Below are 26,697 nucleotides of genomic sequence, written 5' to 3'. Positions count from 1 at the left end.
TGGCTTTAAGCGCTCTAGTTTGCTAGATCTTCAGCTACCTTTGCGGCAAGTTTTAGCTTGTCGCTATCAAAGTGTGTGTAAATTCGCGAGGTATTTAAGCTTGCATGACCTAGAGCTTCTTGCACCAAAACAAGGTCTTTTTGCTTTTTATAAAGCATCGTTGCAAAGGTGTGGCGCAGCATGTGGGCACCATTTTTCTCTTTTCTGATGCCAGCTTTAAATAAAATTTGCTCAACTATGCGGCTAACATAAGCCTGCGTAAGCCTGGTGCCTTTTTTATTGATGAAAAGATAGCCTTCTTTATTGATGTAGTTTATTGCGATCGCGTTTAGATGAGCTTCTATTAAGTGTCGTTTTATCATAACGATGCGGTATTTGTTGCCTTTGCCTCGGATCCTAATGATAAAAAGATCGCCATCTTCAGTGATGTCCTTTCGCTTTAAATTTAGAGCCTCGCTCACACGAACGCCAGTAAAAATTATCGTTTTTATTATGAGCTTATTGCGATTTGAGTTTTGCTTAAAGTCACTCTCCTCGATCGCATCAAGAAATTTTTTGACCTCATCTTCGCCCATAAACTCAGGCAGCTTTTGCCCTTTGTTACCGCTCACTCCGCCCCAGTTTTTTAAATTTATATCAAAAACATGGGCCTTGCCATCCTCTTCATTTTGTTTGTCTAAAAACGCAAAGAAATTTATCACTGAGATGCGGTAATTTTTCTTACTAGCATCGCTTAGTCCGCCAGTCGTGCTAGCTAGTATTTCGCTTAACAGCTCTTCATCGATCTGCTTTAGGCTGCTAAGCTCGTAAAATTTCATCGTTTCATATATTTTTTTAAGTGGATTAAAGTAGGTATTTATGCCAGTAAGCCCTGCATTTCTCGCACTTTTTACCAAGCCATCAAGCTGATCAATGTTCTTTACCTCGCGGCTTAGAGCGTAATTCACACTTGCAAGTGCCTTTGGATCCCTAAGCTCTTTATTTGAAAGTGAACTTAGCTTAAATTTGACGTAGCGGGTGAGCCAAAATATGAATGAGTTTTCAAAATTATCTTTGCAATCAAGTGGATATTTCAAACCAATAGCCTTAAATTTTTATTTTGAAAAGTATTATATTTGAAATTTTATAAAATCTACTCTTTTTAAAATTCAACTATAAAAGCTTAAGCAAATATCCATTTTCAACGGCTTCAAGCTTATATTTATGCATCTTATCAAGCTCTAAAACCACTCTGAAATATCTATCATGCCAGCCTATGATCACATTCTTAAAATGTTCATTTTCAAGTTTTAAGCTCTTGGTTTTAAAGCTTCTTGGCGGCCTTGCAAAGTCAAGAACGATCTTATTTTTCTCATAAGCAAAATGCTTTAAATTCTTAGCTTTTGTAGCGATTTTTAGCTCTTTGTCGTTGGCTAGAAAGCTTATAAAACCTAAAAATTTAACATCCTTTTTATTTTTGACACTATCAACTGGTTTTGTACTAGGCTCAATCTTTATTTCGACCACCTTTTGTTCAGGCTTTATGGTAGCTTCTTTTGCTTTATCTGTGCTAAGATCGATCACTACAACATTTGGAGTTGGCATATCTGAAGTTTTGTTTCTATCTTTATTTGAAATTTTAGTTTCATTTTTTTCTATTATCACGGGAGTGCTTACTTTTTGGCTAGGCATATTTGCCATTGTGACCGAAACATCTAGCTTTTTTGCCACGACTGGTTCTGGATTTTTTACCTTATTTAAAGCAAATTCATCGCTGTAATCGATAGTTTTATTTATATCGGCTAGCCTTTTTTCCTTTATAGTACCGTCATTTGCTCTATATCTTATGGTGACATCTAGTAAAAGTGCCGCATCGCTTGGAAATTTAAACGAAAGAGAATCAAATCTATCAAATTTTTCTATGATATTTGTTGTCATAACGCTTGTATTTAGCTCGCTAATAGGCATAAATGGGTTCTCTCTAGCAAAGACGCTTGCTGCAAATATAGATAAAACTAACCAAAATTTTTTCATCATTCCTACTTTTTATTAAAGTCTGGCTCAAGGCCTTGTAATTCAAAATAATCTTTTTGCAGACGCGCGTTCATTTTTTTTAAAATTTCCACGTCTTCGCTAAGCCTCTCTTTTTTGCTCTGAAGGCTTAACATAACATCAAGTGAGCGTTTGCCAAACATCATATTGCCTACATAAAAAGCAAACATAGCCACACAAATGGTGGCTATGACGTAGCGTAATGTCGGTCTAATGTATTTTAAAATTTTATGAAATATGCCATCGGTGTTGCCATATTCGTCTAAAATTTCGCTCAAATATTATCCCCCAAAAACTCTCCAGCCTCAAGCTCGATCTCGAGCAAGCGGTTATATTTCGCGTTGCGCTCGCTTCTTGAAGTGGCACCTGTCTTTATCTCGCCAGTATTTAGTGCGACTGCAAAGTCAGCGATGAATGCATCTTCGCTCTCACCGCTTCTGTGGCTCATTATGCAGCGATATCCGTTTCTTTGAGCAAGGCGGACAGTTTGCATGGTTTGTGTGACTGAGCCTATTTGATTTGGCTTAATTAATATTGCATTTGCGATCTTTTTCTCGATACCTTCGCGTAAAATTTTCTCATTTGTGACAAAAAGATCGTCGCCTACTAGCTGCACTTTGCTGCCAAGCCTTTTTGTAAGCTCAGCCCAACCACTCCAGTCATCCTCGCTAAGGCCATCTTCGATAGAAAATATCGGATATTTTTCACAAAGTTTTTCGTAGTAGCTAATGAGCTCGTCGCTGCTAAATTTCTTGCCTTCAAGCTCGTATTTGCCGTCTTTGTAAAGCTCACTTGAAGCGACGTCAAGGGCTAGCTTTATCTGGCTGCCTAGCTCATATCCAGCCTCTTTTACAGCTTGTGAGATCAGTTTTAGTGGCTCTTCATTGTCTTTTAAATTTGGAGCAAAACCGCCCTCGTCGCCGACAGCCGTGCTGTGTCCGACTGCGTTTAGGATAGATTTTAGCTTGTGATAAATTTCAGTTGCAGCTCTTAGTGCCTCGCTAAATGTGCTAAAGCCAAATGGCATGATCATAAATTCTTGAAAATCAACGCTGTTATTTGCGTGTGCGCCGCCATTTATGATGTTAAACATCGGCACTGGCAAGATGCTAGCGTTTACACCGCCAAGGTAGCGATAAAGCGGGATATTTAGGCTCTTTGCAGCTGCGCGAGCTACTGCCATAGATACGCCTAGAACTGCGTTTGCGCCTAAATTTGAGTAGTTGTGTGTGCCGTCAAGCTCAAGCATCTCTTCATCAACTGCTTTTTGGTTATAAGCATCAAGGCCGATGATAGCCTCGGCTATCTTTTCATTTACGTTTGAAACGGCCTTTAAAACGCCTTTGCCAGCGTATCTCTCGTCTTTGTCACGAAGCTCGAGCGCTTCACGCTTGCCGGTGCTTGCGCCGCTTGGTACGATCGCGCTTGCCTCAGTCCCGTCGCTAAGTCTAACTGTCGCACGAACTGTTGGGTTGCCTCTGCTGTCTAAAACCTCATGAGCTTCTACATCTTCAATAAATACCATTATTCATCTCCTGCTTCGTTTGTATCGTCGTCTTCGTCTTTTGCGCCGCTGCTTATTAGGTGATCGATCCCCATTGAGCCTTTTATCGCCGCCACTATCTCGTCAGAAATTTCTGGGTGCTCTTTTAGGTAGGCTTTGGCGTTTTCTCTGCCTTGGCCTAGTTTTTCGGCCTTGTAGCTAAACCACGCGCCTGATTTGTCGATAATGTCGAGCTTTACGCCATAGTCGATGATCTCGCCCTCTTTACTCACACCCTCGCCAAACATGATGTCAAATTCAGCCACTTTAAACGGAGGCGCGACCTTGTTTTTAACAACTTTTGCTTTCGTGCGGTTGCCGATAGGCTCGTCGTTTTGTTTAAGTGTGGCTATCTTTCTTACGTCTATTCTTACTGATGAGTAAAATTTAAGTGCATTGCCGCCAGTTGTAGTCTCAGGCGTGCCATATCCCATCATACCAATCTTCATACGAATTTGGTTGATAAAGATAACAGTTGTCTTCATCTTGCTTAAAATTCCAGTTAGCTTTCTAAGTGCCTGGCTCATAAGTCTTGCCTGAAGGCCCACGTGCTGATCGCCCATGTCGCCATCTATCTCGCTCTTTGGAGTAAGCGCAGCGACGCTATCAACTACGATAAGATCGACCGCACCGCTTCTTGCAAGCGTTTCAACGATCTCAAGTGCTTGCTCGCCAAAGTCTGGTTGGGAGACGTAAAGGTTGTCAGTGTTTACGCCTAAATTTGAAGCGTATTTTACGTCTAGGGCGTGCTCTGCATCGACAAATGCACAAATTCCGCCAGCTTTTTGCGCTTCAGCGATGATGTGAAGTGTGAGCGTGGTTTTGCCAGAGCTCTCTGGTCCGTAGATCTCGATGATCCTGCCTTTTGGAACGCCACCTATTCCAAGAGCCAGATCAAGCCCTAGCGAGCCAGTCGGTATCGACTCGATCGCCTCAACCTCTTTATCGCCAAGTCTTAAAAGCGTGCCTTTACCAAAAGCTTTATCGATCTGCTTTAGCGCAAGCTCGAGCGCCTTTTTCTTGTCCGCTTCGCTCTCTGGGATAGCTATCTTTTTGTCACTATCTTTTTCTTTTGCCATTTTTTACCTTATAAGTTGAAATTTGGCTTGATTCTATCTAAAAAGAGATGAATTTTACTTGATTTACTCGCAAATTATAATATTTTCGCCAAGCAGCGCAGCGCTATCAATTAGAGCAAAAAGGCGCTCTTTTTCAAACAAAAATCCAAAAATTTGATCTTCGTTTTTTAGTATCGCAAGCTTAAGCGGCTCTACAAGTGAGCTAGCGCAAAGTGTAAGAAAGGCTTCGTCGATATTATTTTGTGAAATTTGGGGTTTGGTTTTGAAATTCTCATCTTTTATAAAAGAGACAAATTCCTCTTGCGAGGCTCTTTTATTAAATTTAAAAATTAATTTTTCTTTTAAGGCCTGGGCTAAAATTTCATCAAATTTAACTAGGTCTATATGATTTTGAACGCCTAAAATTTTGGCAAAATTTAGTAGATTTTTATCGTAATCAGCCACATTTTTCTCATGCTCGCTTTGCGCCTTTTTAGCCCTATAAATGGCGTAAAACCCAATAGCTATAAATAAAAATGAAAGGGTAAAAACTTCGCTCAAAAACTCACTCATCATCGTCCTTATAAAATGCAAACTTCAGTCTTAAGCTCTACTCCAAATTTCTCTAAAACTCTAGTCTTTGCCAAATTTATAAGGCTAGTGGCGTCCTCAAAGCTTGCGTGGTTAAAATTTATCAAAAAATTTGCGTGCTCCTCGCTAAATTTCGCTCCGCCTATCGCGTATCCTTTTAGTCCAACCGCCTCAAGCAATGCCCCTGCAAAGTACCCCTCTGGATTTACAAAGCAGCTACCAAAGCTAGCTCCTTTTGGCTGATTTGCCCTTTTTGCGCTGATAGCTTCAGAAATGCTTACGTCAAAGCCACTTTGAAGCTCAAATTTAGCCCCCAAAATAGCCTCATCTATGCCGCTGTGGCGGTAGCTAAAGTTTATCTCATCCTTGCTCACCCAGCCACGAGCCAGACGCACATGCGTGAGGTTGTCGCTTATGCTAAATTTAAGCAGCCCAGCGTTCATCTTGATAAGTCCGCCAAGTGTGCCTGGGATATTTTTTAAAAACTCAAGGTTCGCGATATTGTTTTGTTTGCAGAAGTTATAAATTTTGGCAGATTTTGTCGCAGCTCCTATCTCAAGGCAAATTTTATCGCCGAAGCATTCTAAATTTATATAGTCAAAGCTCTTGCCAAGCATCGCCATTTTTGGGGGATTTGGCGAGATGAGTAGGTTGTTACCTCCGCCTATCATCACAGCGCCTAAAAAGTGAGGCGATTTTAGATCTTCAAGGCTAGTTACCTCAAAAACTTCATGCACGCCGCCTATCCTAACCGAGGTAAATTTAGAAAAATCAACAAGCCTCGTCACTGGATAAATTCCGGTATAAAATCAAGCATGCGGGTGGTAAATTCAACCATCATCGAGATCATCCAAGGCATCAAAAATATGATGACAACGACAACTAGCAAAATTTTTGGCACAAAGCTTAGCGTGGTTTCGTTTATCTGTGTGGTCGCTTGAAAAATGGAGATGATAAGACCTGCGATTAGGCCGCTTAGCAGCATCGGAAGGCTGATGTAAAGGGCGATCTTAAAGGTTTCAACTCCAAGTGAGACAAGCGTACTTTGCATCAGCTAAACCTTACTTCGTTGTATTCAGTTGGAATTAGGTAGTCGTTTACGTCGATAGCTTTTTCAAAAAAACCTTTGTCGTAGCCTATTTGATAGAGCTTATTTAGCGCTTTTAGCTGCGTTTCGTTCATGCTTATTGACTCGTCATTTGCGTATAAATTTAGATACGTTTTAAGCTCATCTTTGCCAACTCTGATGAGGTTTCGCTCCATTAGCATGTGAGATAAAAATGGCTTGTGCGAAGTGGCGATCCTAACGGCCTCGCTAAGCACTCTCTCGCACTCGATCGCGTCGGTTATGGGCAGGCTTCGTCTAAGCGCCATGCCGCCAAGTGGAAGCGGTAAATTTTCGCCGTTTAGCTCGCTCCAGATATCCCAAATTTCGCGCTCTACGCAGAGCTGGTCTGAGAAATTTAAGATACTTTCATGTATAAGCACGCCAGCATCGACTTCGCCGCTAAGCACGGCATTTTCGATCTCTAAGAAATTTTTATAAACGATCCTTGCTTCTGGGTAGGCTATGCGAAAGAGCAGGGCATTTGTCGTATTTTTGCCAGATAGCGCGACTTTAAAATTTCGCTTTAGCTGCTTGCCTTTTAGCTTGATAAGCTTTGGGCCATATCCATTGCCAAAGCTCACCGCACAGCGTAAAAGTGCAAATTCATCGCAAATTTTTGGATAGAGTGCAAAGCTGATCGCTGTGGCCTCATAAGTGCCTTTTAGCGCTTCTTCGTTTAGTGTTTCTATATCAAGTGCCTTTGATGTAAAGGCTAAATTTTTACTGCTAACCCAGCCAAATTTGACCGCGGCATACATGAAAATATCGTCAGCATCAGGCGAGTGAGCGACGTTTATATTCTTGAAATTTTGCAAAGACGATCCTTTTTTTGATTACGCCATTTTAATGAAATTTATTTAAAATAAAGTTTTAAGGGCGGTTTTTAAACGATTTCACTAGCCTTGCCTCTTTGAAATTTAGCACGTATTTCACGTCTATGGCGTCTTTAGCCCCTTTTCTTCGAGCTTGGAGCGTTGAGTAAAACGGATGCTTAAGTTCAAGCATCTTAATCAGTTTTTGATCGCTATCTTCTTTTTTTATATTTTCAACGATTATTGTCGTTATAAATTTGCCATCAAACTCGTAAAATGGCCAGACTATCACGCCTGCATCGCTTGTTTTAAAGTCCGTAATTTTAGATTTTTTAGGGATATTTAGCATGGAGATGATCTTTTTGCGTGTGCTGTCCAAGTTTTGCACCGAGATCACCTTTACAAGCAGGTCTTTTTTGACCCCTATGCCATTTTGGTTAAAGAGATAAACTCCGTCTTCAAGGATGCCAACCTTTTCAAAGGCATTAGCGTAGTTTGCGGCATTGCAAGTAGTCAGTAAAAGTGACAGAAACATTAAAATTTTTATAAATTTCATCTTTTCTCTTAAAATTCCACTCTCTTTAGCCTATTTGAAGCGAAATTTTTCCTACCAAATTTAGCCTCATTTTTGCCGTTTAGCTCGACTAGATCACCTGTAAAGCCACAAATGTCATTTTTAACAAGATAACTTCCCACGCCATAAGTATCAACCGGCGTATTATAAGCTTCAAATTCTTTTATAATTTTAGGGCTAAAGCCTGAGCTAACGACGATTTTAACGTATTTAAAGCCAGCTTTATCAAGCGCCTCTCTTAGAGCAAATATAAGCTCCTTGCAAACACCGTGTGGGTCAAATTTGCTCGTATCTTTGCCTTCAAAATATTTATCTATCAAATTTTTACTAGTATCAACCCTAACCGCGCCAAGCCTCTCTTTTAGGGCGTTTGCAGCCTTTAATGCGTCTGTAATCACGTCGTTGTTATAGTCCACTAAGGCCGTGATCTTCTCATTTTTAAAGGTTTTAGCATAAATTTCTGAGGCTTTTACTATATCCCCACCACACATTTGAATAAGCGCATGAGGCATGGTACCACCACCTTTTAGCCCAGTAAGCTCGCCCTGAGCATCTGTGGCGACCTTTTTGATGCCGCCTACAAATGATGCATAGCCGTCGCCTGGTTGCGTGCAGATGTCATCTTGCCTATCCGCCATGCTAAAGACGTCTTTGCCGTTTGCCGCTCTTATCACATCTCTTGAGTTTGTCGCTACGCAGCTTCTTCTAGTAAGCGTCGCATCAATCACATTTTCTAAAAAGCCGAAATTTTCATACTTACCGCTTATCTTTAAAACTGGCTCGTTTGCGTTTATGATATCGCCATCATTAAGTGCGTAAATTTCAAGCTCGCTTGAGTTTTTGGCAAATTTATTGATGACGGCTAAAACCTCGTCGATGCCACAAAGCACGATATCATTACGTCTTTGGAAAAACTGCATCGTCACGTGCTGATCTGGCAAATTTTGCTTAATTATCTCATTTACTTTTAGAAAATATTTCGCAGTAAAGTAGCCCTCGCCAATCCTTGGATCTAGCTTAAAGGTCTTGTCTGTTAGCCTATCTATCTTGCCTTGCATCTTTAGCTCAAGTTCGTTCATATTTATCCTTTTTTAGTGTGATTATAGCATTTTGGTAGAAAAGTGAAAATTATAAAAATATATTTTAAGAATGTATAAGAGTATATTTTATAAAATCTTTAAATTTTACTTTTAAAGGAAAAATATGAAAAAGTTCTTACTTCTAATGGTTGCACTATTTGCATTTGGCAATGAAAATTTGCTAGTAAGTGCTGGTGGCGGATATAAAAAGATAGTTGAGGCAGTCGCACAAAATCTCAAAAAAGATGGCGTAAATATTGACACTTCTTTTGCAAACATCACAGCGATCATGGAGCAGGCAAAAGAGGGCAAAACTGACGTGATCGTGGGCGATGAAGACTTTTTGAAAAAGTCTAATCTAAAGATCGCTGAATACGTAAATTTAGGCTCAGGCGCCTTGGTGCTGGCTACTAAAAAAGGTGTGAAAATAGAAAAAGTTGATGAGCTAAAAGCTCTTTCTAAGATCGCTATGCCAGATGCCGTAAAGACAGTTTATGGCAAAAGAGCAAATGAATTTATGCAAAAAGCAAATTTAAGTGGCGAGCTAAAGGATAAAATTTTAGCAGTTGCTGGTGTGCCACAGGTCGTTACATATATATTAAACGGCGAAGTTGATGCTGGATTTATCAACCAGACCGAACTAAATGCACACAAAGATGAATTTGGTAGTTTTATCTTGATAGACAAATCGCTTTACGCTCCAGCAAACATCGTAGCTGCAAAGCTTGAAGGATGTGATAAAAAGGCTGATTGTGAGAAATTTTTAAGCGAGCTAAAAAGTGAGAGATCAAAAGAAATTTACACTAAATTTGGTATAAGATAAGGCTAAGCTTGCAAGAGTTCTCTTGGCTATTTGATCCGCTATTTTTAAGTGTAAAGGTCGTTTTATGCCAAGGGGCTTTGCTTATCGTTTTTGGGCTGGCTTTGGCTTATTATTTAGCTTTTAGTAAGACAAAGCTTAGAGCTATTTTAGAGATGATCGTAACTTTTCCTCTCATCTTTCCGCCCATTGCGACTGGATTTTTACTGCTTTATGTGCTTGGTAAAAATGGCATCATCGGCAAGGCTTTAAATTTAGAGATTATTTTTAGTTTTAAGGCTCTTGTGTTAGCTGCTTTTATAGCTTCTTTGCCACTATTTGTAAAACCTGTCGCTTCTGCTCTTGGCTCACTTTCAAAGAGCCTAAGTGAAGCAGCATATAGCCTTGGAAAAGATAAATTTCAAACAGCTATTTTCGTGCTCTTCCCATGTGTTGCAAAAAGCGTAGCAGCGGCTTTTATTTTAGCGATCTCGCGTGGGCTTGGCGAGGTTGGCATAACACTAATTTTGGGTGGTAATATCATAGGCAAAACAGACACTATTTCGCTTGCAATTTATAATGCCGTATACGATGGCAAAAGTGATGAAGCGCTGATTTTAAGCCTTGTTTTGGTTGTATTAAGCTTTATTTTGTTTGGAATTATAAATTTGCTTGATAAAAGTAAAATTTAAAATGAGAGTGGCGAGAGGATGAGAGAATCGAACTCCCCACCAGACGGTCAACCGCCCAGTCATCGGGTTTGAAGCCCGTGAGCATCACCAGATTACTTTATCCTCCGTGCGCGTTATTTTAGCAGATTTAGATAAATTTTAGCCCATTTTCTATAAACTTTTTGAAATTACAAAAGGATTTCTGATTTTAAAATTTAGTGTTTTTGTATTTTTGGCTCTATTTTTTTGCTCTTGTTCCTCGGTTCTTTCTCCAGCAACTGCGCCGCTAAATGTATATGATGCGTACTCTATTTCACGTGATAAACGTGGTATTTACTCGATCACAAGAGATAAATTTATACAAAGCAAATTACAAAGCAAAATTTTATTTTCAAAAGGTCTTAGTAATATCGACATCGAGATAGAGGTTTTTTACGGAGATGCTTATCTGATCGGACTTGTTGATAGTAAAGAGCTTGAAGATAAGCTAGTAGAATTAGCCAAAAGCACAGATGGAGTGCGGAAAATTTATACCTATCTTCGTATCAAAAAGCCAGAGTATCCATGCGATAGTCTAAAAATTCTTGCAAACTTAAAGCAAAATCTTTTTAAAGATAGTATAGTTGAGGGTACAAATGTGCGTGTTAGCATAGTTGGCTGTGATGTTGTATTTAGCGGCGTAGTTGATAGCATTGAGCAAGAAAAACATGCTATTTGGTATGCTAAGCACATTGACGGCGTGGCCGATGTCTACTCGTTCATCAAAGTTATCAAATAAATTTAGCTTAAATATCGCTCTTTTTTACAAAGCTCGCAATGAGGCTTGGTAAGATGATTAGTGCGCCAAGAAGCATAAATACCATAACAAGATCGGTTAGTAAGCCAAAATATATAGTCGGGATAAAGTTACTAGTTATCATCACGCTAAAGCCAAGAAAAATAGTGAATGATGTGTAATACATCGCATATCCGATGCTTGCGTGCGCGACTTTAATGCTCTCAAAAACGCTTTTTGTAAGCATTTCTTCTTTAAAGCGGTGTATGTAGTGAATGATATCATCAACGCCGATACCAATACTAATGGCTGCAATCGTGATGCTCATCACATCAAGTGGAATGCCAAAAAATCCCATCACACCAAAGAGTGTGCAAAGCGGGATTAAATTTGAAACTATCGCAATGGTTGCTAGCTTTATGCTTCTAAAAATAAAGCAAAATATGACAAAAAGTATAGCGACAGTTAGTCCAAAAGTATCAACTTGTGAGCTAAGTAAATTTTGAAGCATATTGTTATAAAGCACCATCATGCCGGCCACTTCTATGCTTACATTGTCATTTTTAGTAAGCTGTGCCAGCCCTTCTCTAAGCTCTTTTAGAAATAAATTTCGTCTAAGCTCAGAGTTACTATCGACGATCCTTATACTAAATCTAAGCTCGTCATCTTCAACGCTTACATAAGGACTTAATAAGATGTTTTTATAATTTTGTGGCAATTTCTCATACATCGCAGCTAATAAAAAATCATCACTAGCGCCGTTATTTAGCTCTTTTATGGCTTTTATAAGGGTTGCTAGCGAGCTTACATGTCCAACAAATTTTTGCTCTTTTAAATAGTCGTGAATTTTCTCAGCAACCCTTGTGTGATAGCTATTAAACCAGTATTTCGCATCCTTAGCGTTGCTTTCAAACTCATTTTCAAACTCATCTTGCTCAGCATTTTTATCTTGTTTTTGTTCTTTAAACTTCACTATCACATCAACTGGTATCGTGCCACCAAGCTTAGTATCAATGACTTGCATTCCTTGGCGAATTTCTGTGCTTTCTTTAAAGTAGCCAATGAAGCTATTTTCAACCTTTATCTTGCTGATACCATAAACACCAAAGCAGACAACTAGAGCGCAAACTGCGTAGATAATCTTTCTTGAATTTAGGGCTAAATTTGCGCAGTATTTTGTAAATTTAAAGCTATTTTCAAAGGTTCTAATGGGAGCTAATTTTTCTAAATTTACATTTATCGCACCAAATAGCAAAAACGCAAGCACAAGCGAAACGCTAATGCCAGTGCTCATCATAATGCCAAGCATGATAACTGGCTTTATGTCAGCGCTCATAAGCGAGCTAAAGCCAATAACCGTGGTAAATATCGCCCAAAAAGATGGAGAGAATTTATCACGAAGCGTTAGATAAATTAGCTGATTTTGGCTATATTTTGGATGCTTTGCGAAAAATTCTCTATAGCTAACGACAAGATGAATCACAGTTGAAATAGTAATGATGAGCTGAAGTGCGATGTAGTTTGAGCTAATGACCGTCACTTCCCAGTCAAATATACCAAAAATTCCAGTCGTAAAAATGGCACTTACGGCACATATAAACATCGGCAAAACTATCCATCTAACCTGCCTGAAAAATAGCCACAAACTAAAGCTAAGAAGAGCAAGTACGCTAAAGCCATAGACCAAAAGATCGCTCTTTATAAAGCCTATCATATCATCAGCGATCATATTTGCACCGCCTAAAAATAGCTCGTCATTTGCGTTAAATTTAGCTATGGTTGCTTTTATGGCCTCAAGGTTTTCGTGATCGCTTTTTCTAAGCTCATCTCGGTAGGCTTTAAACTCATAGGCAAGAGCCTCTAACTTAAGTCGCTCAGCTTGTGTGATAGTGCCGTTTGATTCTTTTTGGCTAAGTAAATTTCTCTCATTTACAAGCTCATTAAATTTCTCATCTTGTTTTAAATTTAGAGCAATTGCTGTGGTTTTTAGATCTTTGCTTATTAGATTTCCGCTGTAAATCGGGCTTTTGGCAAACTCAAGCTTTGCTTTTGAAATATTTATATCTTTATCACTTAGCGTTGGAGTATGATCTAAGATACCAGTAATCCCGCCTTTTACACTATTTAAAAGCGGAATATTTATTATAGAGATGACGCTATTTACCATATCGTTTTTAGCTAGTTCATCGCCTAAATTTTTGATAAGTTCTAAATTTTTAGATGAAAAAAGATCATCTTTTGGAGTAAAAGCAACCACTAAAAATCCAGGTGAGTCGTAGCGTTTGGCTATCTCTCTATAAGCTTTTAAGTCAGGGTCATGCTCAAGTAGTAGCGTTTCAGCTGACGCATCAACGCTAAGCTTGGTGCTAAGATAGCCAAAAACTACGCTTAAAGCTAAAATTAGAGCAATAATAAGCTTATTTTTAGCAATGATAAATTTAAAAATTTGTCGCATTAAGGGTTGGTTTTATTTTGATCAGGCAAAACAGCTTCGTTTAGCTTTTGTAAAAGGGTATTGAAATCAGCGTTATTTAGCACATCGCCAAACTGACTTCTATAAGTTTGAATGATGCTTACACCAACGATATCAAGATCGTAAATGAGCCAACCACGCTCTTTAGCGTCATAAAATTTATAGACAAATTCGTAGCTCTTGCCATCATTTACAAGCTCGGATGTGAGCCAATATCTATTTTTTTGAGGTTCGCTCTCGCCAGTTATATGTATCTCTTGATCTTTGTACCCTAAAAGTTTATCTATGTATGAGCTTTTTAGTTTTTGCTCAAATGCTGCGTCAAATTTAGCCTGCTCATCGCTACTTAGGCTATTGTAACGTTTGCCAAGGCTTATCTTTGCCATTTGCTTATAGTCAAAAAATGGATCAAGAAGAGCAAAAATTTCTTTTGCCTTTGCATCATTGTCTAAATTTGTATCTTTTAAAATTTCAATAACCTTTGTTGTTTTCATCTCTACTTCAGGCTTGATCTGCTCTTTTGAAATAGCAAAAAGGCTAGTTGTAAAAAGTAGAATCATAGTTAGAATTTTTAAAATTTTCATATTTACTCCTTGATAAGCTTATCGCGTCTTTGCTCGTAAGCATCGCGTAAAAATGGATAAAGATCAATAGCATCTTTTCTTAGTTTTTCATAAGCAATTGGATCTTGCGAAAAGCTATTAAACGCTCTATATGACTTGATACCAGTTGATAAAAGTATAGGATCAACGTAGCTAATAGGATCAGCAAAATAATCTCCGACTATACCACCAGTATCTCTTAAATTTGATGGTCCAATAAGTGGCCAAACGATATGAAAACCACCGCCAAGCCCCCAATATCCAAGCGTTTGTCCAAAATCTTCATCGTGAGCTTTGAGATTGTAGTATTTTGCTCCGTCTGTTAGTCCGCCAAAGCCAATTATCGTATTTGCTAAAAATCTTAATGTCTCTTCGCCAGCGTTTTGAAATTTAAACTGAAGTAAGTTATTTACAAAGCGAACTGGAAAAAGCAGGTTATCAAAGAAATTTGAAACCATTGTTCTAGCTGTTTTTGGCACAACATAGGCATAGCCTTTTGCCACCGGAGTTAGCATATTTACATAGATAAAGTCATTTGCATGTGTCATCATTCTATTGTAGCCACTAAGCGGGTCAAAAACATCTTTTCTTGCTTCAAATTCAACATCAAATTCGTCGCTTTCGCTATTTGTATTTATGTCCGTATTAGCACAGGCTAAAAGCAAACTAAAAAAGATAGAAAGCAAAAATTTCATACTAAGCCTTATTTTTATTTATAAAATGTAGCTCGATTTTATCTTTTAAAAACTTTACAAGAAATTAAGAGAAATTTATAAATTGGCTTAAATCTTTAAGCTTAAGGATTAATATAATTAGATATACTTCACAAATTATTCTCTAATATAGTAAAGGTAAAAATTTTGAAAGCAGATATAAATTTAGAACTATTTTTAGGCGAAGATACACAGGTTTTAGCTAAGCATATTACATTATTAAAGGCCATAAAAGAGACAAAAAGTATCACAAAAGCAGCAGAACTGGTTGGTATATCATACAAAAATGCTTGGGACTGCCTTGATACGATAAATAACAAAAGTAGTAAGCCCCTTATCATTAGAGCTGATGGAAATAAAAAAAATAGTGGCTCCGAGCTAAGCGAGTATGCCAATAAACTGATAAAAATTTATGATGCCATTCTTGAGACTCAAAAGGATTTTTTACAAAAAATTTGTCAAAAAGTAGATTTTGAGGATGTAGATATTATAAATCTTCAAAGAATGAATATGAACTTAAGTGCTAGAAATCAGCTCTCATGTGAGATTATTAGCATAAACCGCGGTGCGGTAAATTCTCAAATAGTCGCAAAACTAAGTAATGGCTGCACGCTTGAGTCAAACATCACGGTTGAAAGTGAGAAAAATTTAGGCCTAAAAGTTGGACAAAAAGTTATTTATATTTTTAAAGCTCCAGCTGTTATTTTGGCTAGGGATCTAGATATAAAAATAAGCACAAAAAATCAATTAAAAGGCGAAGTGATCGAAGCAAAGATAGGTGCTGTAAATGCTGAAATCACTTTAAAATTAAGCGATGAGCAAACACTTACTGCCATCATCACAAAAGATAGTGCGATGGATATGCAAATAGGCGTTGGCGATACACTTTTAGCAATAGTAAAATCATCACAAATCATTATAGGAGTTTAAATGAGAAAAGTTTTTAAATTTTTATGTTTGGCAACTTTTTTTGCCATAAACGCAATTGGTGCTGAAGTAAATGTCTATGCTGCTGCAAATACGACATATGCATTTCCTGAGCTTATAAAAGAGTTTAATAAGCTTTATCCAAATGCCAAAATCAACCTAACTCTTGGTGCAAGTGGCGGTCTTGTTACTCAGATACAAAACTCAGCTCCAGCCGATATATTCATGGCTGCTGATATGGGCTTTGCGCAAAAAGCTTATGACACAGGTTTTGCAAGCACTGAACCAAAAGTTTATGCACAAGGCGCTGTGGCTATTTTTTCTATTAGAGATGTTGACTTTAAAAAAGGCATCGAAGTTGTTCGTGGTTTAAAAGCGATTTCTATTGCAAATCCGCAAACTGCACCATACGGCAAAGCCAGCATAGAAGCACTTAAAAATGCAAAACTTTATGACGAAGTAGAAAAAAATATTGTTTATGCTCAAAAAATTTCTGAGACTCTATCTCAGGCGTTAAGTGCATCTGATGTAGGTTTTATCGCTGCTAGTGCACTTTTTGATGAGAAAATGTCAAAATACAAAGAGGGCGTTAACCACATCCTTGTCCCACAAGAGCTATACACTCCGATTGATCAAGGCATAGTTCTTCTAAAACATGCCGATAAGAATGATGACGCAAAAGCATTTTATGAGTTTATCTTAGGCGATAAATCAAGAGAAATTTTTAAGAAATTTGGTTATAACGTCCCAGCTAAATGATAAAAGCAAAGATCGTTAGGATTTTAGCCAAAGATGATGTCAGTTTATTTGAGCTAAAGGGTCTAAATTTAGAGGCGAATTTATTTATGCTAGTCTTAAATGAGGCTAGCAAATTTGCCTTAAATGATGAAATCAGTTTAGGTTTTAAAAGCTCGGATGTCGTCTTGGCAAAGAATAAACTTGACACTAGCTCGCTTGAAAATGAATTAAAATGCGTAGTAGAGGCTATAAATTTTGGTGAAGTTTTAAGCGTTGTTGGTCTAAAGTGCGATCAAATTAGCTTCGAAGCCATCATTTCAAATCATGCTTTAAAAGCGTTAAATTTGAGCAAAAACGATAGTGTTTTTGCTTATATAAAATCTACTAGTATTCATATAAGTACTCAAAAATGATAGAAATTTCTTGCAAAAAAGAGCTAAATGGTGGCGACGGCAAATTTATGCTTGAGGCAGACCTTAGCTTTGAAAATGGCGATTTTGTCGCACTTTATGGAGCAAGCGGCGGCGGAAAGACTACTATTTTAAGATTGATTGCTGGTTTTGAAACGCCACAAAGCGGATTTATAAAGGTTGGGGATAAAATTTTCTTTGATGAAAAGAGAAATTTAGCTCCACAAAAACGAAATATTGGCTTTTTATTTCAAGATTATGCTTTGTTTGAAAATATGAATGTCTTTAAAAATTTGCTCTTTGCAAAAGATGACGTAAGCCTAGCAAATAAACTCCTAGACATATGCGGCCTAACAAGCCTAAAAAATGCAAAGATCAGCACTCTTTCTGGTGGTCAAAAACAACGCGTAGCACTTGCTCGTGCAGTTATGAGAAGGCCTGAAATTTTACTGCTTGATGAGCCACTAAGCGCACTTGATAATGCCATGCGAGAGAGATTGCAAAACTATTTACTGGCACTTCATGATGAATTTAAAATGAGCATCGTCTTAGTAAGCCATGATATCGCAGAAATTTATAAGCTTTGCAATAAAGTCTTTGTTCTTGAAAATGGCAAAATTTCAAGATCTGGCACAGCAAGCGAGATATTTTTAAAGACTGCCGGATCTCAAAAAATCGCCTTCAATGCTAAAATTTTAGAGATAAAAAAATGTGATGCGATCTTCGTAGCAAACGTACTAATAAACCGTCAAATTTGTGAAGTTGTGTTAAGTAGCAACGAAGCAATGAATCTAAAATCAGGCGATATGGTGGTAGTTAGCACAAAAGCATTTAGCGTAAATTTGGAAAAAGCATGATAGACGAGTTAAAAAATATAGATTACGAGCCGTTTTGGCTCTCGTTAAAACTATCTTTTATAACTACTTTTATTTTGTTTTTTGTCTGCATTGCATTTGCTTATTTTATGTCGCAGAAAAAATTCTTTGGTAAATCATTTTTAGAGTCGATAATCTCACTACCTTTGGTATTGCCACCAAGTGTTCTTGGCTTTTATCTACTTATTTTTCTTTCGCCTTATTCCACCTTTGGTAAATTTATTGAAGAAATTTTTGGAATTAGACTGGTTTTCAACTTCACAGGTCTTGTTGTGGCAAGTTGTATATATTCATTGCCATTTATGTTTGGACCGATTTATGCTGGACTAAATAGCCTAAAAAAGAGCCTTTTTGAAGCTAGCTATAGTCTTGGTAAAAACAAACTCACGACTATTTTTAGAGTAATTTTGCCAAGTATTAGATCAAATTTATTAACAGCTACTGTCGTTAGCTTTGCTCACACTATGGGCGAGTTTGGTGTTGTTTTAATGATAGGTGGTAGCGTAGCTGGAGAGAGCAAGGTCGCGAGTATTGCGATATTTGAAGCGGTTGAAATGCTTGATTACACCAAGGCTCATATCTATGCACTTTTGATGTTAATAATTAGCTTTTTTGTTCTTTTCGTAGTTTATCTTTTAAATTCTAAAAAAGCTTAAGACAAAGCTTATAGAGATATAATAGTAAAAAATTTTAAAGGATGAAGTATGATAAAAGTGCCTACAAGTATATATTTAAATACACTAGACGGTAAGGAATTTGATTTTTCCGCCTTTGCAAGAACGCACGACTGCGTCATTTTTATCTATCCAAAGATAGGCGAGGACTTTAGTCTTTTAAGTGAGCAATTGCAAAATACTGCGGGCATGAAGGGCTGCACCAAACAAGCGATAAACTACAAGAAATTTTTAAAAGACTTTAACGATCTTGGTTTCATGGTAGTGGCTATTGGCTCCCAAGATATCGCAGCTCAAAAGAAATTTCAAGAAGAAACTTCAGCTGGAGTTATGTTCTTAAATGATAATGAGTTTATGCTTGAGAGAGCACTTGAGCTTCCAGTTTTTTCTGCATCAAATGGACATAAATTTTACTTTAGACAAACGCTTATCATAAAAGATGGCAAGATAAGGCGTGCATATATAGTGGATGATCCTGAGAATGATGCAAAAAATATGCTAGAAAAAATCAAAGAAAAAGACTACTAGGAGCTAAAATGAGCCAAAATAGCAAAATCGAGAAGTCTTATGATGAGCTAACCTATAAATCAATAGCTTTTGCCCAATCGTCGCCATATAGGCTTGAAGCTTGTGCTACACTTCTTGGCATAACTCCACCGCCATGCGAAAATGCAAGAGTTTTAGAGATAGGATGTAGCTTTGGTGGAAATTTGATCCCATTTGCAGTAAATAACAAAAACGCAAAAGTAGTTGGCATAGATCTTAGCGGCGAGCAGATAAGGCGAGGGCAAGAGATCGTTAAAGAGATGGGGCTTACAAATTTAGAGCTTATACACGGCGATATTTGCGAATTTAAAAGTGATGAGAAATTTGACTATATCATCGCTCATGGTGTTTTTAGCTGGGTGCCTGACTTTGTAAAAGAAGCTATATTAAAAGTTGTAAGAGAGAATTTAAGTGCAAATGGCGTGGCATTTATCTCTTATAATGTTTATCCTGGCTGGAAAGTAAAAGATATCGTAAGGGATATAATGCTACTTGCTGCAAAAGATAAAGAGAGCATGCAAGAGAGGCTAAAAGCAGCCAAAGAAGCACTTTTAGTCTATAAAGAATATTTACTAACAAGAAATGAAGAAATTTATGAGGGAAAAATACCTCTTAAGATGCTTCTCTTTATAACAGAACATGTGCTCTCAAAAGATGACTTTTACATAGCTCATGAGTTTTTAGAATACACAAATGATCCATTTTATTTTAAAGATTTTAATGCCATGCTTGCCAAAAATGAGCTTACTTATCTTTGTGAGTATACACTTGATGATATTTTTACCCCAGATGTTGGCACAGCCGTAGTAGATGAATACAAAAATAATAAATTTAAAGACAGGATCGATCTAGAACAATTCATGGATATGATTAGCAACAAAGTCTTTAGACAAAGCCTAATAGTCCATAGCAAAACTTATGAGAGCATAGCCAATAAACAGATAGGTCCAAGCGATATTAATAAAATTCACGTTGTGGCAGATTTTATAAAGAAAGATAACCAGTGGCAAGATAGTTATGGCGCTATGCCACAAGATATATCATGGCTTTGCGAGGTCTTTTATAAGATGTATCCAGCCAGCATAAACCTTTCTCAGATTTTAGAAATTTTGCCAGAAGATAAGCTTATGGTTTATAGCGCTTTTGTAAGAATTTTAACAAACTCATCTGATGCAATGATCTTAAAAGATGAGCAAAAAAATATCGAGTATAGACCTGGATATTCAAGACTTAGTCAAAAATTAATAAATTATGTAAGATATTTCTTAAATCATAAAAATAATGCCGATGTTGTTTTTGCTAATAAATTTAGCATCTCAAGGAAGCTTAACAATATCGATTATTACATACTTTTATTGCTTGACGGCAAAAATAGCTTAGAAGATGTCGCAGCAAAAGCTTTGAAATTTATCAAAGAGAACACGAAGATATATTTGACATAAATGGCAAAGTGCTTAAAAAAGATAAAGTCGCAGCAAATATAATGAGCTACGTGCTAGGCACAGCAAAAATAGCTAGCATGCTTTATCTACTAGAAGAAATTTAAGGTTTAAATTTTACTTTGCTTATATAGTTGTATGATTTTATCTTTTAGATTTAGTGTATTTTTTGAGAGGGCTATGAAAAATGGACTTTTTAAATTAGCAAGCTCGTAGCTCATCTCTTTGTCGCTATTAGCGTCAAATACTTTCCCACCACAAAAATTTACTAGTGCATCTCCTGCAGCATTATCCCAAAGATAGCTTGGGGCAAATCTCAAATAAGCTCCGCCAAATTCAACCAAACGGCAAAATTTTATGGCTGAGCCGATGCACCTTTGCTCAAAATTTAAGCTCTGTCCTATAAATTCTATCTCTTTGGCGTCGCCTCTTCTGCTTGAAAAGATTAGATTGTCTAAATTTTTATCTTTTTTGTTTAGATCAACTCTCTTTATGATTTCATCATTGTTATCTAAAATTTCTTTAAAAGCGCCGTTTTCATCAGCATAAAAAAGTTCTTTGCTAACTGGGATAAATATCACGCCAAGCACTGGTCTAGCTTTTTTTATAAGTGCTATGCAAACACAAAATTCGCCGTTTCTAGCTAGAAATTCTTTCGTGCCATCAAGAGGATCTACGAGCCAAAACTCGTCTTTAACGCTTTCTTGCAAAATGCTCTCTTCAGAGCAAATTTTTATCTCGCTTTTGCTTAGAATTTTTATTATCGCTTCATTTGCGGCTAGATCAGCGCTAGTTAGTGGTGAGCTATCATCTTTTAGGCAGACTTTAAGAGCCGTATTATCTGCGGAGTAAAATTTCATTATTCGCGCTCCAGCATTAACGGCTGCTTTAATGGCTAAATTTAGAAGCTCACTCATTTTGGTGTTCTATTTGTCTCTCCAACATAAAGCTGTCTTGGGCGGACGATCTTTATCGTATCTTGCTCTTTTAGCTCGATCCACTGGCTGATCCAGCCTGGAGTCCTACCGATGACAAAGATGACGGCAAACATATTATTTGGTATGCCAAGCGCCTTTAGGATGAGCCCTGAGTGAAAATCAACGTTTGGGTATAAATTTCTACTCACAAAATAGTCATCATTTAGCACGATCTCCTCAATTCGGTTTGCGATCTTGATAAGCTCTGAGTTAATGCCTATCTCGTCCATAAGCTGATCTCTCATCTTCTTAAGCACTTTTGCGCGAGGGTCAAAATTTTTATAGACCCTGTGGCCAAAGCCCATCAGTCTAAATGGATCGTTTTTATCCTTTGCTCTAGCGATGTATCTATCGACGTTTGCGACCGAGCCAATCTCTTCAAGCTGACGGATGACACCCTCGTTTGCCCCGCCGTGAGCCCAGCCCCAAAGTGCGCCGATGCCTGCGCTTATACATGCGTATGGGTGCGCGTGTGTAGAGCCAACTGTTCTAACAGTAGTCGTTGAAGCGTTTTGCTCGTGATCTGCGTGCAGCATAAAGACCGTGTCAAGTGCTTTTATCTCGATTGGTTTAAGATCGACGTGCTCGTACGGATAGCCTCTCATCATGTAGAGGAAATTTTCAGTAAAGCCACGATCTAAATTTGGATATATAATAGGAAGACCGCGTGAGTAGCGGTAACTAAAGGCCGCGATCGTTGGAATTTTAGCGATTATACGCATAGCCATCTCGTGATACTCTTCAGGTTTATCCATATTTAAGTGATCTGAGTAAAAGGCACTTAGGGCTGAGACTGCTGCTTGTAAGATCGCCATAGGGTGCGCTTTATCCGGAAATGCGTCAAATAGCTTCATCATACCTTCATGTATAAAGCTTCTTTTTTTAAGCTCGGTTTTAAAATTTATATACTGATCATTTGTTGGAAGCTCTTTGTTTAAGAGTAAGTATGCCACGTCTAAAAATGTCTTATTTTCAGCCAAATACGCGATATCGTAACCTCTATACATTAGCTCGCCTTTTAAGCCGTCTATATAAGTTATCGCCGAGCGACACATCGCAGTTGAAGTATAACCTCTGTCAAAAGTAAACATTCCAGTATCACTAAAAAATGTCGAGATGTCTATCACGTCAGGTCCCATGGTGCCTTTTAGTATAGGAAACTCGTAACTCTTGCCGGTTCTGTTATCAGTTAGCGTAGCTGTATTTGATGACATTTTTACTCCTTACTTCTTGATTGCATTAGAAATTTTATAATTATTGTCCCTATTATAGCTTGAGCTAGGCTTGCTAGGATAAAAGATGAGTAAGAATAATCACTTATCTCACCTGATCTGTGTGCGATAGTAGCAACTGCTACTAGAAGTGTTAGTGGCATGGATTGTGAGAGAGAAAACAAAAATATCCCCTTAAATCCTAATTTCCCTACAAATAACACACTTGAAAAAAGCCTTGTGGCAAGCATCGCACAAAATATAAAAATAGCATCTTTTATCACTTCATTTGAGCTTAGGCTTGAGAGTTTGAAGGTTGAGCCTATGTGTATAAAAAATATCGGTACCAAAAAACCAAATCCAAAGCTTGAAAGCTTGTGTGGTAAGTCTTTTTTATGATCAAAAAATGTCGCTATAAACATACCTGCGATAAACGCGCCAAAGGCAACTTCTAAATTCAAATAAAGCATAAGTGCAATCATCGAAAAAAATACCGCAATACTTAGTCTAATATCTTTTTCATCCTTATCGTAGTGTGGCATAAGGATCACTTTAAGCCCCGGATACCACCAAAAAAGCACATCTAAAATTTTAAAGCTAAGCACGCTGATAGCTAAAAATAAGATCAAATAGCCAATTGTTAGCCATAAATTTATACTAGCTCCAAACTGCAAATAGGCTGCTATAAATGTCAAAAGCGTAATGCTTATAAGCTCACCAATAGTTGCAATAAGCATACTTAAATTTAGCCATTTTACATCTCTGCCATACTCTTTAAACAGCGTAAATATCATGCCAACGGCCATTATCGGGATAATGATAATATAAAGCAAACTAAGATCAAAACTAAATGTAAGTGCAGTTGCTAGCGAGTAAATGAGCGCAAGATAGATAAGCCCCAGACGTAAAATTTTGCGGTCAATATTTATAAGCATTCTAAGGTCGATCTCCATGCCAGCTAGAAACATCAAAAAGAAAAAGCCAACTTCGCTAATTAGCTTAAACATCTCATTTTCGCCGACAAGCCCGATGTAGCTAGCTAGTGCTCCAAGTATTATCTCAGCAGGAGCGACAGGAATGCGTAAAATTTTAGAAATATAAGGCGAAGCAAAGACGATAAATGCCAAAACGACAAGAATACTAAGCTCGCTAGCTTGATGTAACTGCAAAAAGATCCTTAAATTAAAAATGTTTGATTGTATAAAAAGCTTTGTTATTTTTTGATTAAGCTAAGCGATCTTTGGGCAAAATGGCAACAAATTTTTAAAAATTTGGAGTGCAAATTTATGCGTAAATTTCTATTTTTTGTCTTGATGTTTTTTGGAATTTTTAGCTTTGCAGATGAGCTAAGTTTGGTTCAAAGTTTTAAATTTGATGGAAGCGTTTTTTATAAGAAAAATACAGCCAAAGATGAGAGTTTTTACTTTTTAAAAAATGAAAATTTTGATGAGCATTTTGTAGGATTTAGAGTGAAATTTGACAAAAATATAAAAAGTGAAAGTATGCTTGCTGAGCTAAAAAAGAAGATAAAAGAGTCTAAAGAGGTGCTTTATAGTGAAGAGAATGATCAAATTTTAGCTCTCATAAAAGATGAAACTAGCAGTAAGAATATAGAAATAATCCACTTTTTACTTAAAAAAGATGGAGTCTTAATGATTTCATATGAGAGAATTTATGATCCAAAAACTCTGGTAGATGGGCTTAAGCCTGTACTTTTAAGCGAGGCTAGAAATTTTATGCTTCAAATGCCAAAGGTAGAAGCTAGATAGAAAGGTGGATGTGGCGGTATTTTGCACTGCATGCGGTTTTGTCAAATTTCATCAAATTTTACTAGCCAATTCTTGTGAGTGAATGAAATTTAAAATTTGCACATAGATTGATGAAGTTTACTTAAATGGGGACAAAGTGGCTTGAATTTTGCTTCGCAAGCTCGCAACTGCATGGCAGACACGAAGTCGCCCACTTATTCCCTTTTATATCCCCAATCCCTTAATACGCTCAAAGTGCACGCAATAGTGCTGGCGCACTGAATGCGGTTAAAACTCTATCAAATTTTAAAATTTTATAAGCAAGTAATTTCGGCTCTAGCGACAAGCTTTGTAAGACCCAAAATCAGTAGTCAATTCTTGCGAGTGAATGAAATTTTAAAATTTATAAATTAAGGTTTTTAGAAATTTAAAGTTTTGTTTCTTTGTTAAGGGGGAAGAGGCTTGAATTACGAAGTCGCTCCCTTCCCCCTTAACGATCCCCTAACCCCGACAACGTTAGAGGTGACATGCTCCAGTGCTAACGCACTGCATGCGATTTGTTATCAGATAAATTTGAGTAAATTAAAGCGAGCATATCGCGGCTCTAAATTTAGTGGCGAGTGAGTGAAACTTTAAAATTTAAAAATGGTATAGATAAAGTTATTTTGTTGCGTACCTTAAAAACCTCACAAATTTTTACCAAGCAAAATGCCAAGATAGCTTGCAAGTAGGCAAAGGACAAGGTTTAAAAAGATATTTAAAAAGCCTTTTACCAGCTCGCCTTCTATTAAAAATTTCACACTATCAAGGCTAAAGCTTGAAAATGTTGTAAATCCGCCAAGTATGCCAATGACCAAAAATACTCTCACGCTTTGGCTTAAATTTAGACAAAACAAAATGCCGATAACAAAGCTGCCAAGCGCATTTACACCAAGTGTAGCTAGCGGAAAGTGGCTAAATTTTAGTAGCTCGCCAGCTAAAAACCGGCATCCAGCTCCTATAAAGCCTCCAAGCCCTGCGAAAAGCAAATTTACAAGCATTAGTGGCAGATGCTAGCGAAGCTAAAACCGCGCTTTGTAAGCTCCTCGATATCCTTACTAGCTTTCTCGCCTTTTGCGGTGAGGTAGTCGCCTATCACGATCGCATCGGCTCCATTTTCAAAGATCTCATACTGTCTCTCGCCTAAAATTTTCTCTCTGCCACCAGCTATCATGACTCTAGTTTCTGGTAGATCTCTTTTAGTCTCACGCACTATTTTTAGGGCTTCATCTACACTAAGAGGGGGCAGATCAAGACTTAGAGATTCATTTTTTATGAAAAAATTTATCGGCGATGAAAATGGCTCAAGCTCTTTTAGGCTAGCTCTAAAGCTCACCCTATCAGTCTCATTCTCGCCAACGCCGTAAATACCACCAGTACAAAGCATGAGCCCAGCTCTTTTTGCGTCTAAATTTGTCTGATATCTCTCGTCCCAAGTGTGAGTTTTACAAATTTTTGGGAAAAATTCTCGGCTTGTTTCAAGGTTGTGGTTGTAGCTAAAAACGCCAGCTTTTTTAAGCTCGCTAAGCTGCTCATAAGTCGCCATGCCGTTACATGCGATGAGCATCAAATTTGGCACTTCTTTGCTCACGGCTCTTGCTAAAGATGCGATATAGTCGGTCTTTTTGTCATTCAGTCTAGCACCACTTGTGACTAAACAAAATCCAAGAGCGTGGTTTTTATAAGCCATTTTTGCCTCGTTCACCACCTGCTGTACGCTTTTTTCTTTAAATTTTGAGATATCGGCACCAGCTTTGGCACTTTGTGTGCAGTAAGCGCAGTCCTCAGCGCAGTTTCCTTGAGTAACTGAACATATCGCACAGAGCATAATTGTTTTCATTTTTCATCCTTTTTGGGGCGTATTATAGCTTTGATAGGTTTAAAATTTAAGTAGGGTGATTTATGAATTTGCAAAAATAGTTTGATGAAATGTATAAAATTATTTTTATTCAAAGGGAGATAAATGGGCTTGAGTTACGGTCTGCTTGCAGCTGCGAGCTAGCGAAGCAAAGAGCTGTCGTCCCTTTATCCTCATTTAAATCCTCTAAACCCTTCGCACGTTAGAAGTACATGCGATAGTGATTTTGCACTGCATGCGTTCGTATATCTGGTAAGTGTCAAGTAAATTTTAAAATTTAAAGAACGAGTAATTTTGGCTCTAAAATTTGAGCTAAGCTACAAGCGAAACTAAAATTTAGTAGTCAACTCTTGCGAGTGAATGGAATTTTAAAATTTGCTCTAAGATATAAATTTATTAAAAACTATACGAAAAAACTTAAATTTT

At 37.5% G+C, this 26,697-nt stretch carries 30 protein-coding genes and 1 tRNA gene; 11 read left to right on the top strand and 20 right to left on the bottom strand.

Annotated features, from left to right (window positions below):
• Positions 1–14 precede the first annotated feature (14 nt).
• The 11 genes from CYP43_RS08005 to CYP43_RS07955 all read right to left on the bottom strand — a co-directional run bounded on the left by CYP43_RS08005 (position 15) and on the right by CYP43_RS07955 (position 8,796).
• The gene (locus tag CYP43_RS08005; RefSeq protein WP_103583168.1) at positions 15–1,076 is read right to left on the bottom strand and encodes a tyrosine-type recombinase/integrase; all 1,062 of its coding nucleotides are present in this window, start codon (positions 1,074–1,076) and stop codon (positions 15–17) included.
• Between the two features lie 76 nt (positions 1,077–1,152).
• Positions 1,153–2,013, bottom strand: a complete 861-nt coding sequence (locus CYP43_RS08000) for an AMIN domain-containing protein (protein WP_103583167.1) — start codon at positions 2,011–2,013, stop codon at positions 1,153–1,155.
• A gap of 5 nt (positions 2,014–2,018) precedes the next feature.
• Positions 2,019–2,201 (bottom strand): hypothetical protein, encoded by a 183-nt coding sequence (locus tag CYP43_RS09815; protein WP_180378667.1) that lies wholly within the window; start codon positions 2,199–2,201, stop codon positions 2,019–2,021.
• Between the two features lie 104 nt (positions 2,202–2,305).
• Positions 2,306–3,556, bottom strand: coding sequence for a phosphopyruvate hydratase (eno, locus tag CYP43_RS07990; protein WP_103583166.1), 1,251 nt, complete (start codon positions 3,554–3,556; stop codon positions 2,306–2,308).
• Positions 3,556–4,653, bottom strand: a complete 1,098-nt coding sequence (gene recA, locus CYP43_RS07985; RefSeq protein ID WP_021085361.1) for a recombinase RecA — start codon at positions 4,651–4,653, stop codon at positions 3,556–3,558. Before recA ends, eno begins: the two co-directional genes overlap by 1 nt.
• A gap of 63 nt (positions 4,654–4,716) precedes the next feature.
• Positions 4,717–5,205: an addiction module antitoxin gene (locus CYP43_RS07980; protein ID WP_103583165.1), complete on the bottom strand. Its 489-nt coding sequence runs from the start codon at positions 5,203–5,205 to the stop codon at positions 4,717–4,719.
• An 8-nt stretch (positions 5,206–5,213) separates the two neighbouring features.
• A complete protein-coding gene (locus CYP43_RS07975; protein WP_103583164.1) occupies positions 5,214–6,011 on the bottom strand; it encodes a UDP-N-acetylmuramate dehydrogenase in 798 nt (265 codons plus the stop codon).
• Positions 6,008–6,277 carry a flagellar biosynthesis protein FliQ gene (fliQ, locus tag CYP43_RS07970; RefSeq protein WP_223154231.1) on the bottom strand — a complete coding sequence of 90 codons (270 nt, stop codon included), beginning with the start codon at positions 6,275–6,277 and terminating at the stop codon, positions 6,008–6,010. Before fliQ ends, CYP43_RS07975 begins: the two co-directional genes overlap by 4 nt.
• Complete coding sequence (locus tag CYP43_RS07965) at positions 6,274–7,089, bottom strand: MqnA/MqnD/SBP family protein (protein ID WP_232524634.1); 816 nt, start codon at positions 7,087–7,089, stop codon at positions 6,274–6,276. Before CYP43_RS07965 ends, fliQ begins: the two co-directional genes overlap by 4 nt.
• A gap of 112 nt (positions 7,090–7,201) precedes the next feature.
• Positions 7,202–7,678: a hypothetical protein gene (locus tag CYP43_RS07960; RefSeq protein WP_180998666.1), complete on the bottom strand. Its 477-nt coding sequence runs from the start codon at positions 7,676–7,678 to the stop codon at positions 7,202–7,204.
• A gap of 29 nt (positions 7,679–7,707) precedes the next feature.
• Positions 7,708–8,796 carry a nicotinate phosphoribosyltransferase gene (locus CYP43_RS07955; RefSeq protein ID WP_103583161.1) on the bottom strand — a complete coding sequence of 363 codons (1,089 nt, stop codon included), beginning with the start codon at positions 8,794–8,796 and terminating at the stop codon, positions 7,708–7,710.
• A 124-nt stretch (positions 8,797–8,920) separates the two neighbouring features.
• On the opposite strand from CYP43_RS07955, the gene modA (CYP43_RS07950) reads away from it, so the two are divergent.
• Together modA (CYP43_RS07950) and CYP43_RS07945 are read left to right on the top strand one after the other, a co-directional pair.
• Entirely contained in the window at positions 8,921–9,619 is a 699-nt protein-coding gene (modA, locus tag CYP43_RS07950) for a molybdate ABC transporter substrate-binding protein (RefSeq protein ID WP_103583160.1), read from the top strand.
• Positions 9,620–9,627: 8 nt separating this feature from the next.
• Complete coding sequence (locus CYP43_RS07945) at positions 9,628–10,287, top strand: molybdate ABC transporter permease subunit (RefSeq protein WP_103583159.1); 660 nt, start codon at positions 9,628–9,630, stop codon at positions 10,285–10,287.
• Positions 10,288–10,295: 8 nt separating this feature from the next.
• Here the strand turns inward: CYP43_RS07945 and CYP43_RS09540 are convergent.
• Positions 10,296–10,393, bottom strand: a tRNA-Sec gene (locus CYP43_RS09540).
• Positions 10,394–10,468: 75 nt separating this feature from the next.
• On the opposite strand from CYP43_RS09540, the gene CYP43_RS07940 reads away from it, so the two are divergent.
• Positions 10,469–11,044 (top strand): BON domain-containing protein, encoded by a 576-nt coding sequence (locus CYP43_RS07940; protein ID WP_087579260.1) that lies wholly within the window; start codon positions 10,469–10,471, stop codon positions 11,042–11,044.
• 7 nt (positions 11,045–11,051) lie between these two features.
• Here CYP43_RS07940 and CYP43_RS07935 read toward each other — a convergent pair whose 3' ends face one another.
• The 3 genes from CYP43_RS07935 to CYP43_RS07925 are packed head-to-tail and all read right to left on the bottom strand — an operon-like array spanning position 11,052 to position 14,811.
• Complete coding sequence (locus CYP43_RS07935; protein ID WP_103583158.1) at positions 11,052–13,496, bottom strand: efflux RND transporter permease subunit; 2,445 nt, start codon at positions 13,494–13,496, stop codon at positions 11,052–11,054.
• Positions 13,496–14,098, bottom strand: a complete 603-nt coding sequence (locus CYP43_RS07930) for an ABC transporter substrate-binding protein (RefSeq protein ID WP_103583157.1) — start codon at positions 14,096–14,098, stop codon at positions 13,496–13,498. The genes CYP43_RS07935 and CYP43_RS07930 overlap by 1 nt, the downstream gene beginning before the upstream one ends.
• A 2-nt stretch (positions 14,099–14,100) precedes the next feature.
• The gene (locus CYP43_RS07925) at positions 14,101–14,811 is read right to left on the bottom strand and encodes an MlaA family lipoprotein (RefSeq protein ID WP_103583156.1); all 711 of its coding nucleotides are present in this window, start codon (positions 14,809–14,811) and stop codon (positions 14,101–14,103) included.
• A 165-nt stretch (positions 14,812–14,976) separates the two neighbouring features.
• Here CYP43_RS07925 and CYP43_RS07920 point away from each other — a divergent pair, with 165 nt between their 5' ends.
• Genes CYP43_RS07920 through CYP43_RS07890 form a run of 7 tightly spaced genes read left to right on the top strand, consistent with a single transcriptional unit; the run spans position 14,977 to position 20,441 of the window.
• Positions 14,977–15,759 carry a TOBE domain-containing protein gene (locus CYP43_RS07920; protein WP_103583155.1) on the top strand — a complete coding sequence of 261 codons (783 nt, stop codon included), beginning with the start codon at positions 14,977–14,979 and terminating at the stop codon, positions 15,757–15,759.
• Positions 15,760–16,515: a molybdate ABC transporter substrate-binding protein gene (modA, locus tag CYP43_RS07915; protein ID WP_103583154.1), complete on the top strand. Its 756-nt coding sequence runs from the start codon at positions 15,760–15,762 to the stop codon at positions 16,513–16,515.
• Entirely contained in the window at positions 16,512–16,907 is a 396-nt protein-coding gene (locus tag CYP43_RS07910; RefSeq protein ID WP_103583153.1) for a TOBE domain-containing protein, read from the top strand. Before modA (CYP43_RS07915) ends, CYP43_RS07910 begins: the two co-directional genes overlap by 4 nt.
• Positions 16,904–17,761, top strand: a complete 858-nt coding sequence (locus CYP43_RS07905) for a sulfate/molybdate ABC transporter ATP-binding protein (protein WP_103583152.1) — start codon at positions 16,904–16,906, stop codon at positions 17,759–17,761. The genes CYP43_RS07910 and CYP43_RS07905 overlap by 4 nt, the downstream gene beginning before the upstream one ends.
• Positions 17,758–18,435 carry a molybdate ABC transporter permease subunit gene (gene modB / locus CYP43_RS07900; protein WP_103583151.1) on the top strand — a complete coding sequence of 226 codons (678 nt, stop codon included), beginning with the start codon at positions 17,758–17,760 and terminating at the stop codon, positions 18,433–18,435. Before CYP43_RS07905 ends, modB begins: the two co-directional genes overlap by 4 nt.
• Before the next feature lie 48 nt (positions 18,436–18,483).
• Positions 18,484–18,981 carry a redoxin family protein gene (locus CYP43_RS07895; protein WP_103583150.1) on the top strand — a complete coding sequence of 166 codons (498 nt, stop codon included), beginning with the start codon at positions 18,484–18,486 and terminating at the stop codon, positions 18,979–18,981.
• 8 nt (positions 18,982–18,989) lie between these two features.
• A complete protein-coding gene (locus CYP43_RS07890; RefSeq protein WP_258032191.1) occupies positions 18,990–20,441 on the top strand; it encodes a class I SAM-dependent methyltransferase in 1,452 nt (483 codons plus the stop codon).
• 107 nt (positions 20,442–20,548) lie between these two features.
• Here the strand turns inward: CYP43_RS07890 and CYP43_RS07885 are convergent, their stop codons facing one another.
• Genes CYP43_RS07885 through CYP43_RS07875 form a run of 3 tightly spaced genes read right to left on the bottom strand, consistent with a single transcriptional unit; the run spans position 20,549 to position 23,795 of the window.
• Positions 20,549–21,355 (bottom strand): 3'(2'),5'-bisphosphate nucleotidase CysQ family protein, encoded by an 807-nt coding sequence (locus tag CYP43_RS07885; RefSeq protein ID WP_103583149.1) that lies wholly within the window; start codon positions 21,353–21,355, stop codon positions 20,549–20,551.
• Positions 21,352–22,629, bottom strand: a complete 1,278-nt coding sequence (locus CYP43_RS07880) for a citrate synthase (protein WP_103583148.1) — start codon at positions 22,627–22,629, stop codon at positions 21,352–21,354. The genes CYP43_RS07885 and CYP43_RS07880 overlap by 4 nt, the downstream gene beginning before the upstream one ends.
• Positions 22,630–22,631: 2 nt before the next feature.
• Entirely contained in the window at positions 22,632–23,795 is a 1,164-nt protein-coding gene (locus CYP43_RS07875; RefSeq protein ID WP_072595383.1) for a cation:proton antiporter, read from the bottom strand.
• Between the two features lie 117 nt (positions 23,796–23,912).
• Between CYP43_RS07875 and CYP43_RS07870 the strand changes: the two genes are divergently transcribed.
• Entirely contained in the window at positions 23,913–24,395 is a 483-nt protein-coding gene (locus CYP43_RS07870; protein WP_103583219.1) for a hypothetical protein, read from the top strand.
• A 665-nt stretch (positions 24,396–25,060) separates the two neighbouring features.
• Here the strand turns inward: CYP43_RS07870 and crcB are convergent.
• Both crcB and CYP43_RS07860 read right to left on the bottom strand, forming a co-directional pair.
• The gene (gene crcB / locus CYP43_RS07865) at positions 25,061–25,414 is read right to left on the bottom strand and encodes a fluoride efflux transporter CrcB (RefSeq protein ID WP_084041889.1); all 354 of its coding nucleotides are present in this window, start codon (positions 25,412–25,414) and stop codon (positions 25,061–25,063) included.
• Positions 25,414–26,253, bottom strand: coding sequence for a biotin synthase (locus CYP43_RS07860; RefSeq protein WP_103583147.1), 840 nt, complete (start codon positions 26,251–26,253; stop codon positions 25,414–25,416). The genes crcB and CYP43_RS07860 overlap by 1 nt, the downstream gene beginning before the upstream one ends.
• Positions 26,254–26,697 lie beyond the last annotated feature (444 nt).

Source organism: Campylobacter concisus (genome assembly GCF_002913045.1).
Lineage (GTDB): Bacteria > Campylobacterota > Campylobacteria > Campylobacterales > Campylobacteraceae > Campylobacter_A > Campylobacter_A concisus_AP.
The sequence above is the reverse complement of the archived record's forward strand: the minus strand, read 5'-3'. Positions and strand labels throughout refer to the sequence as shown.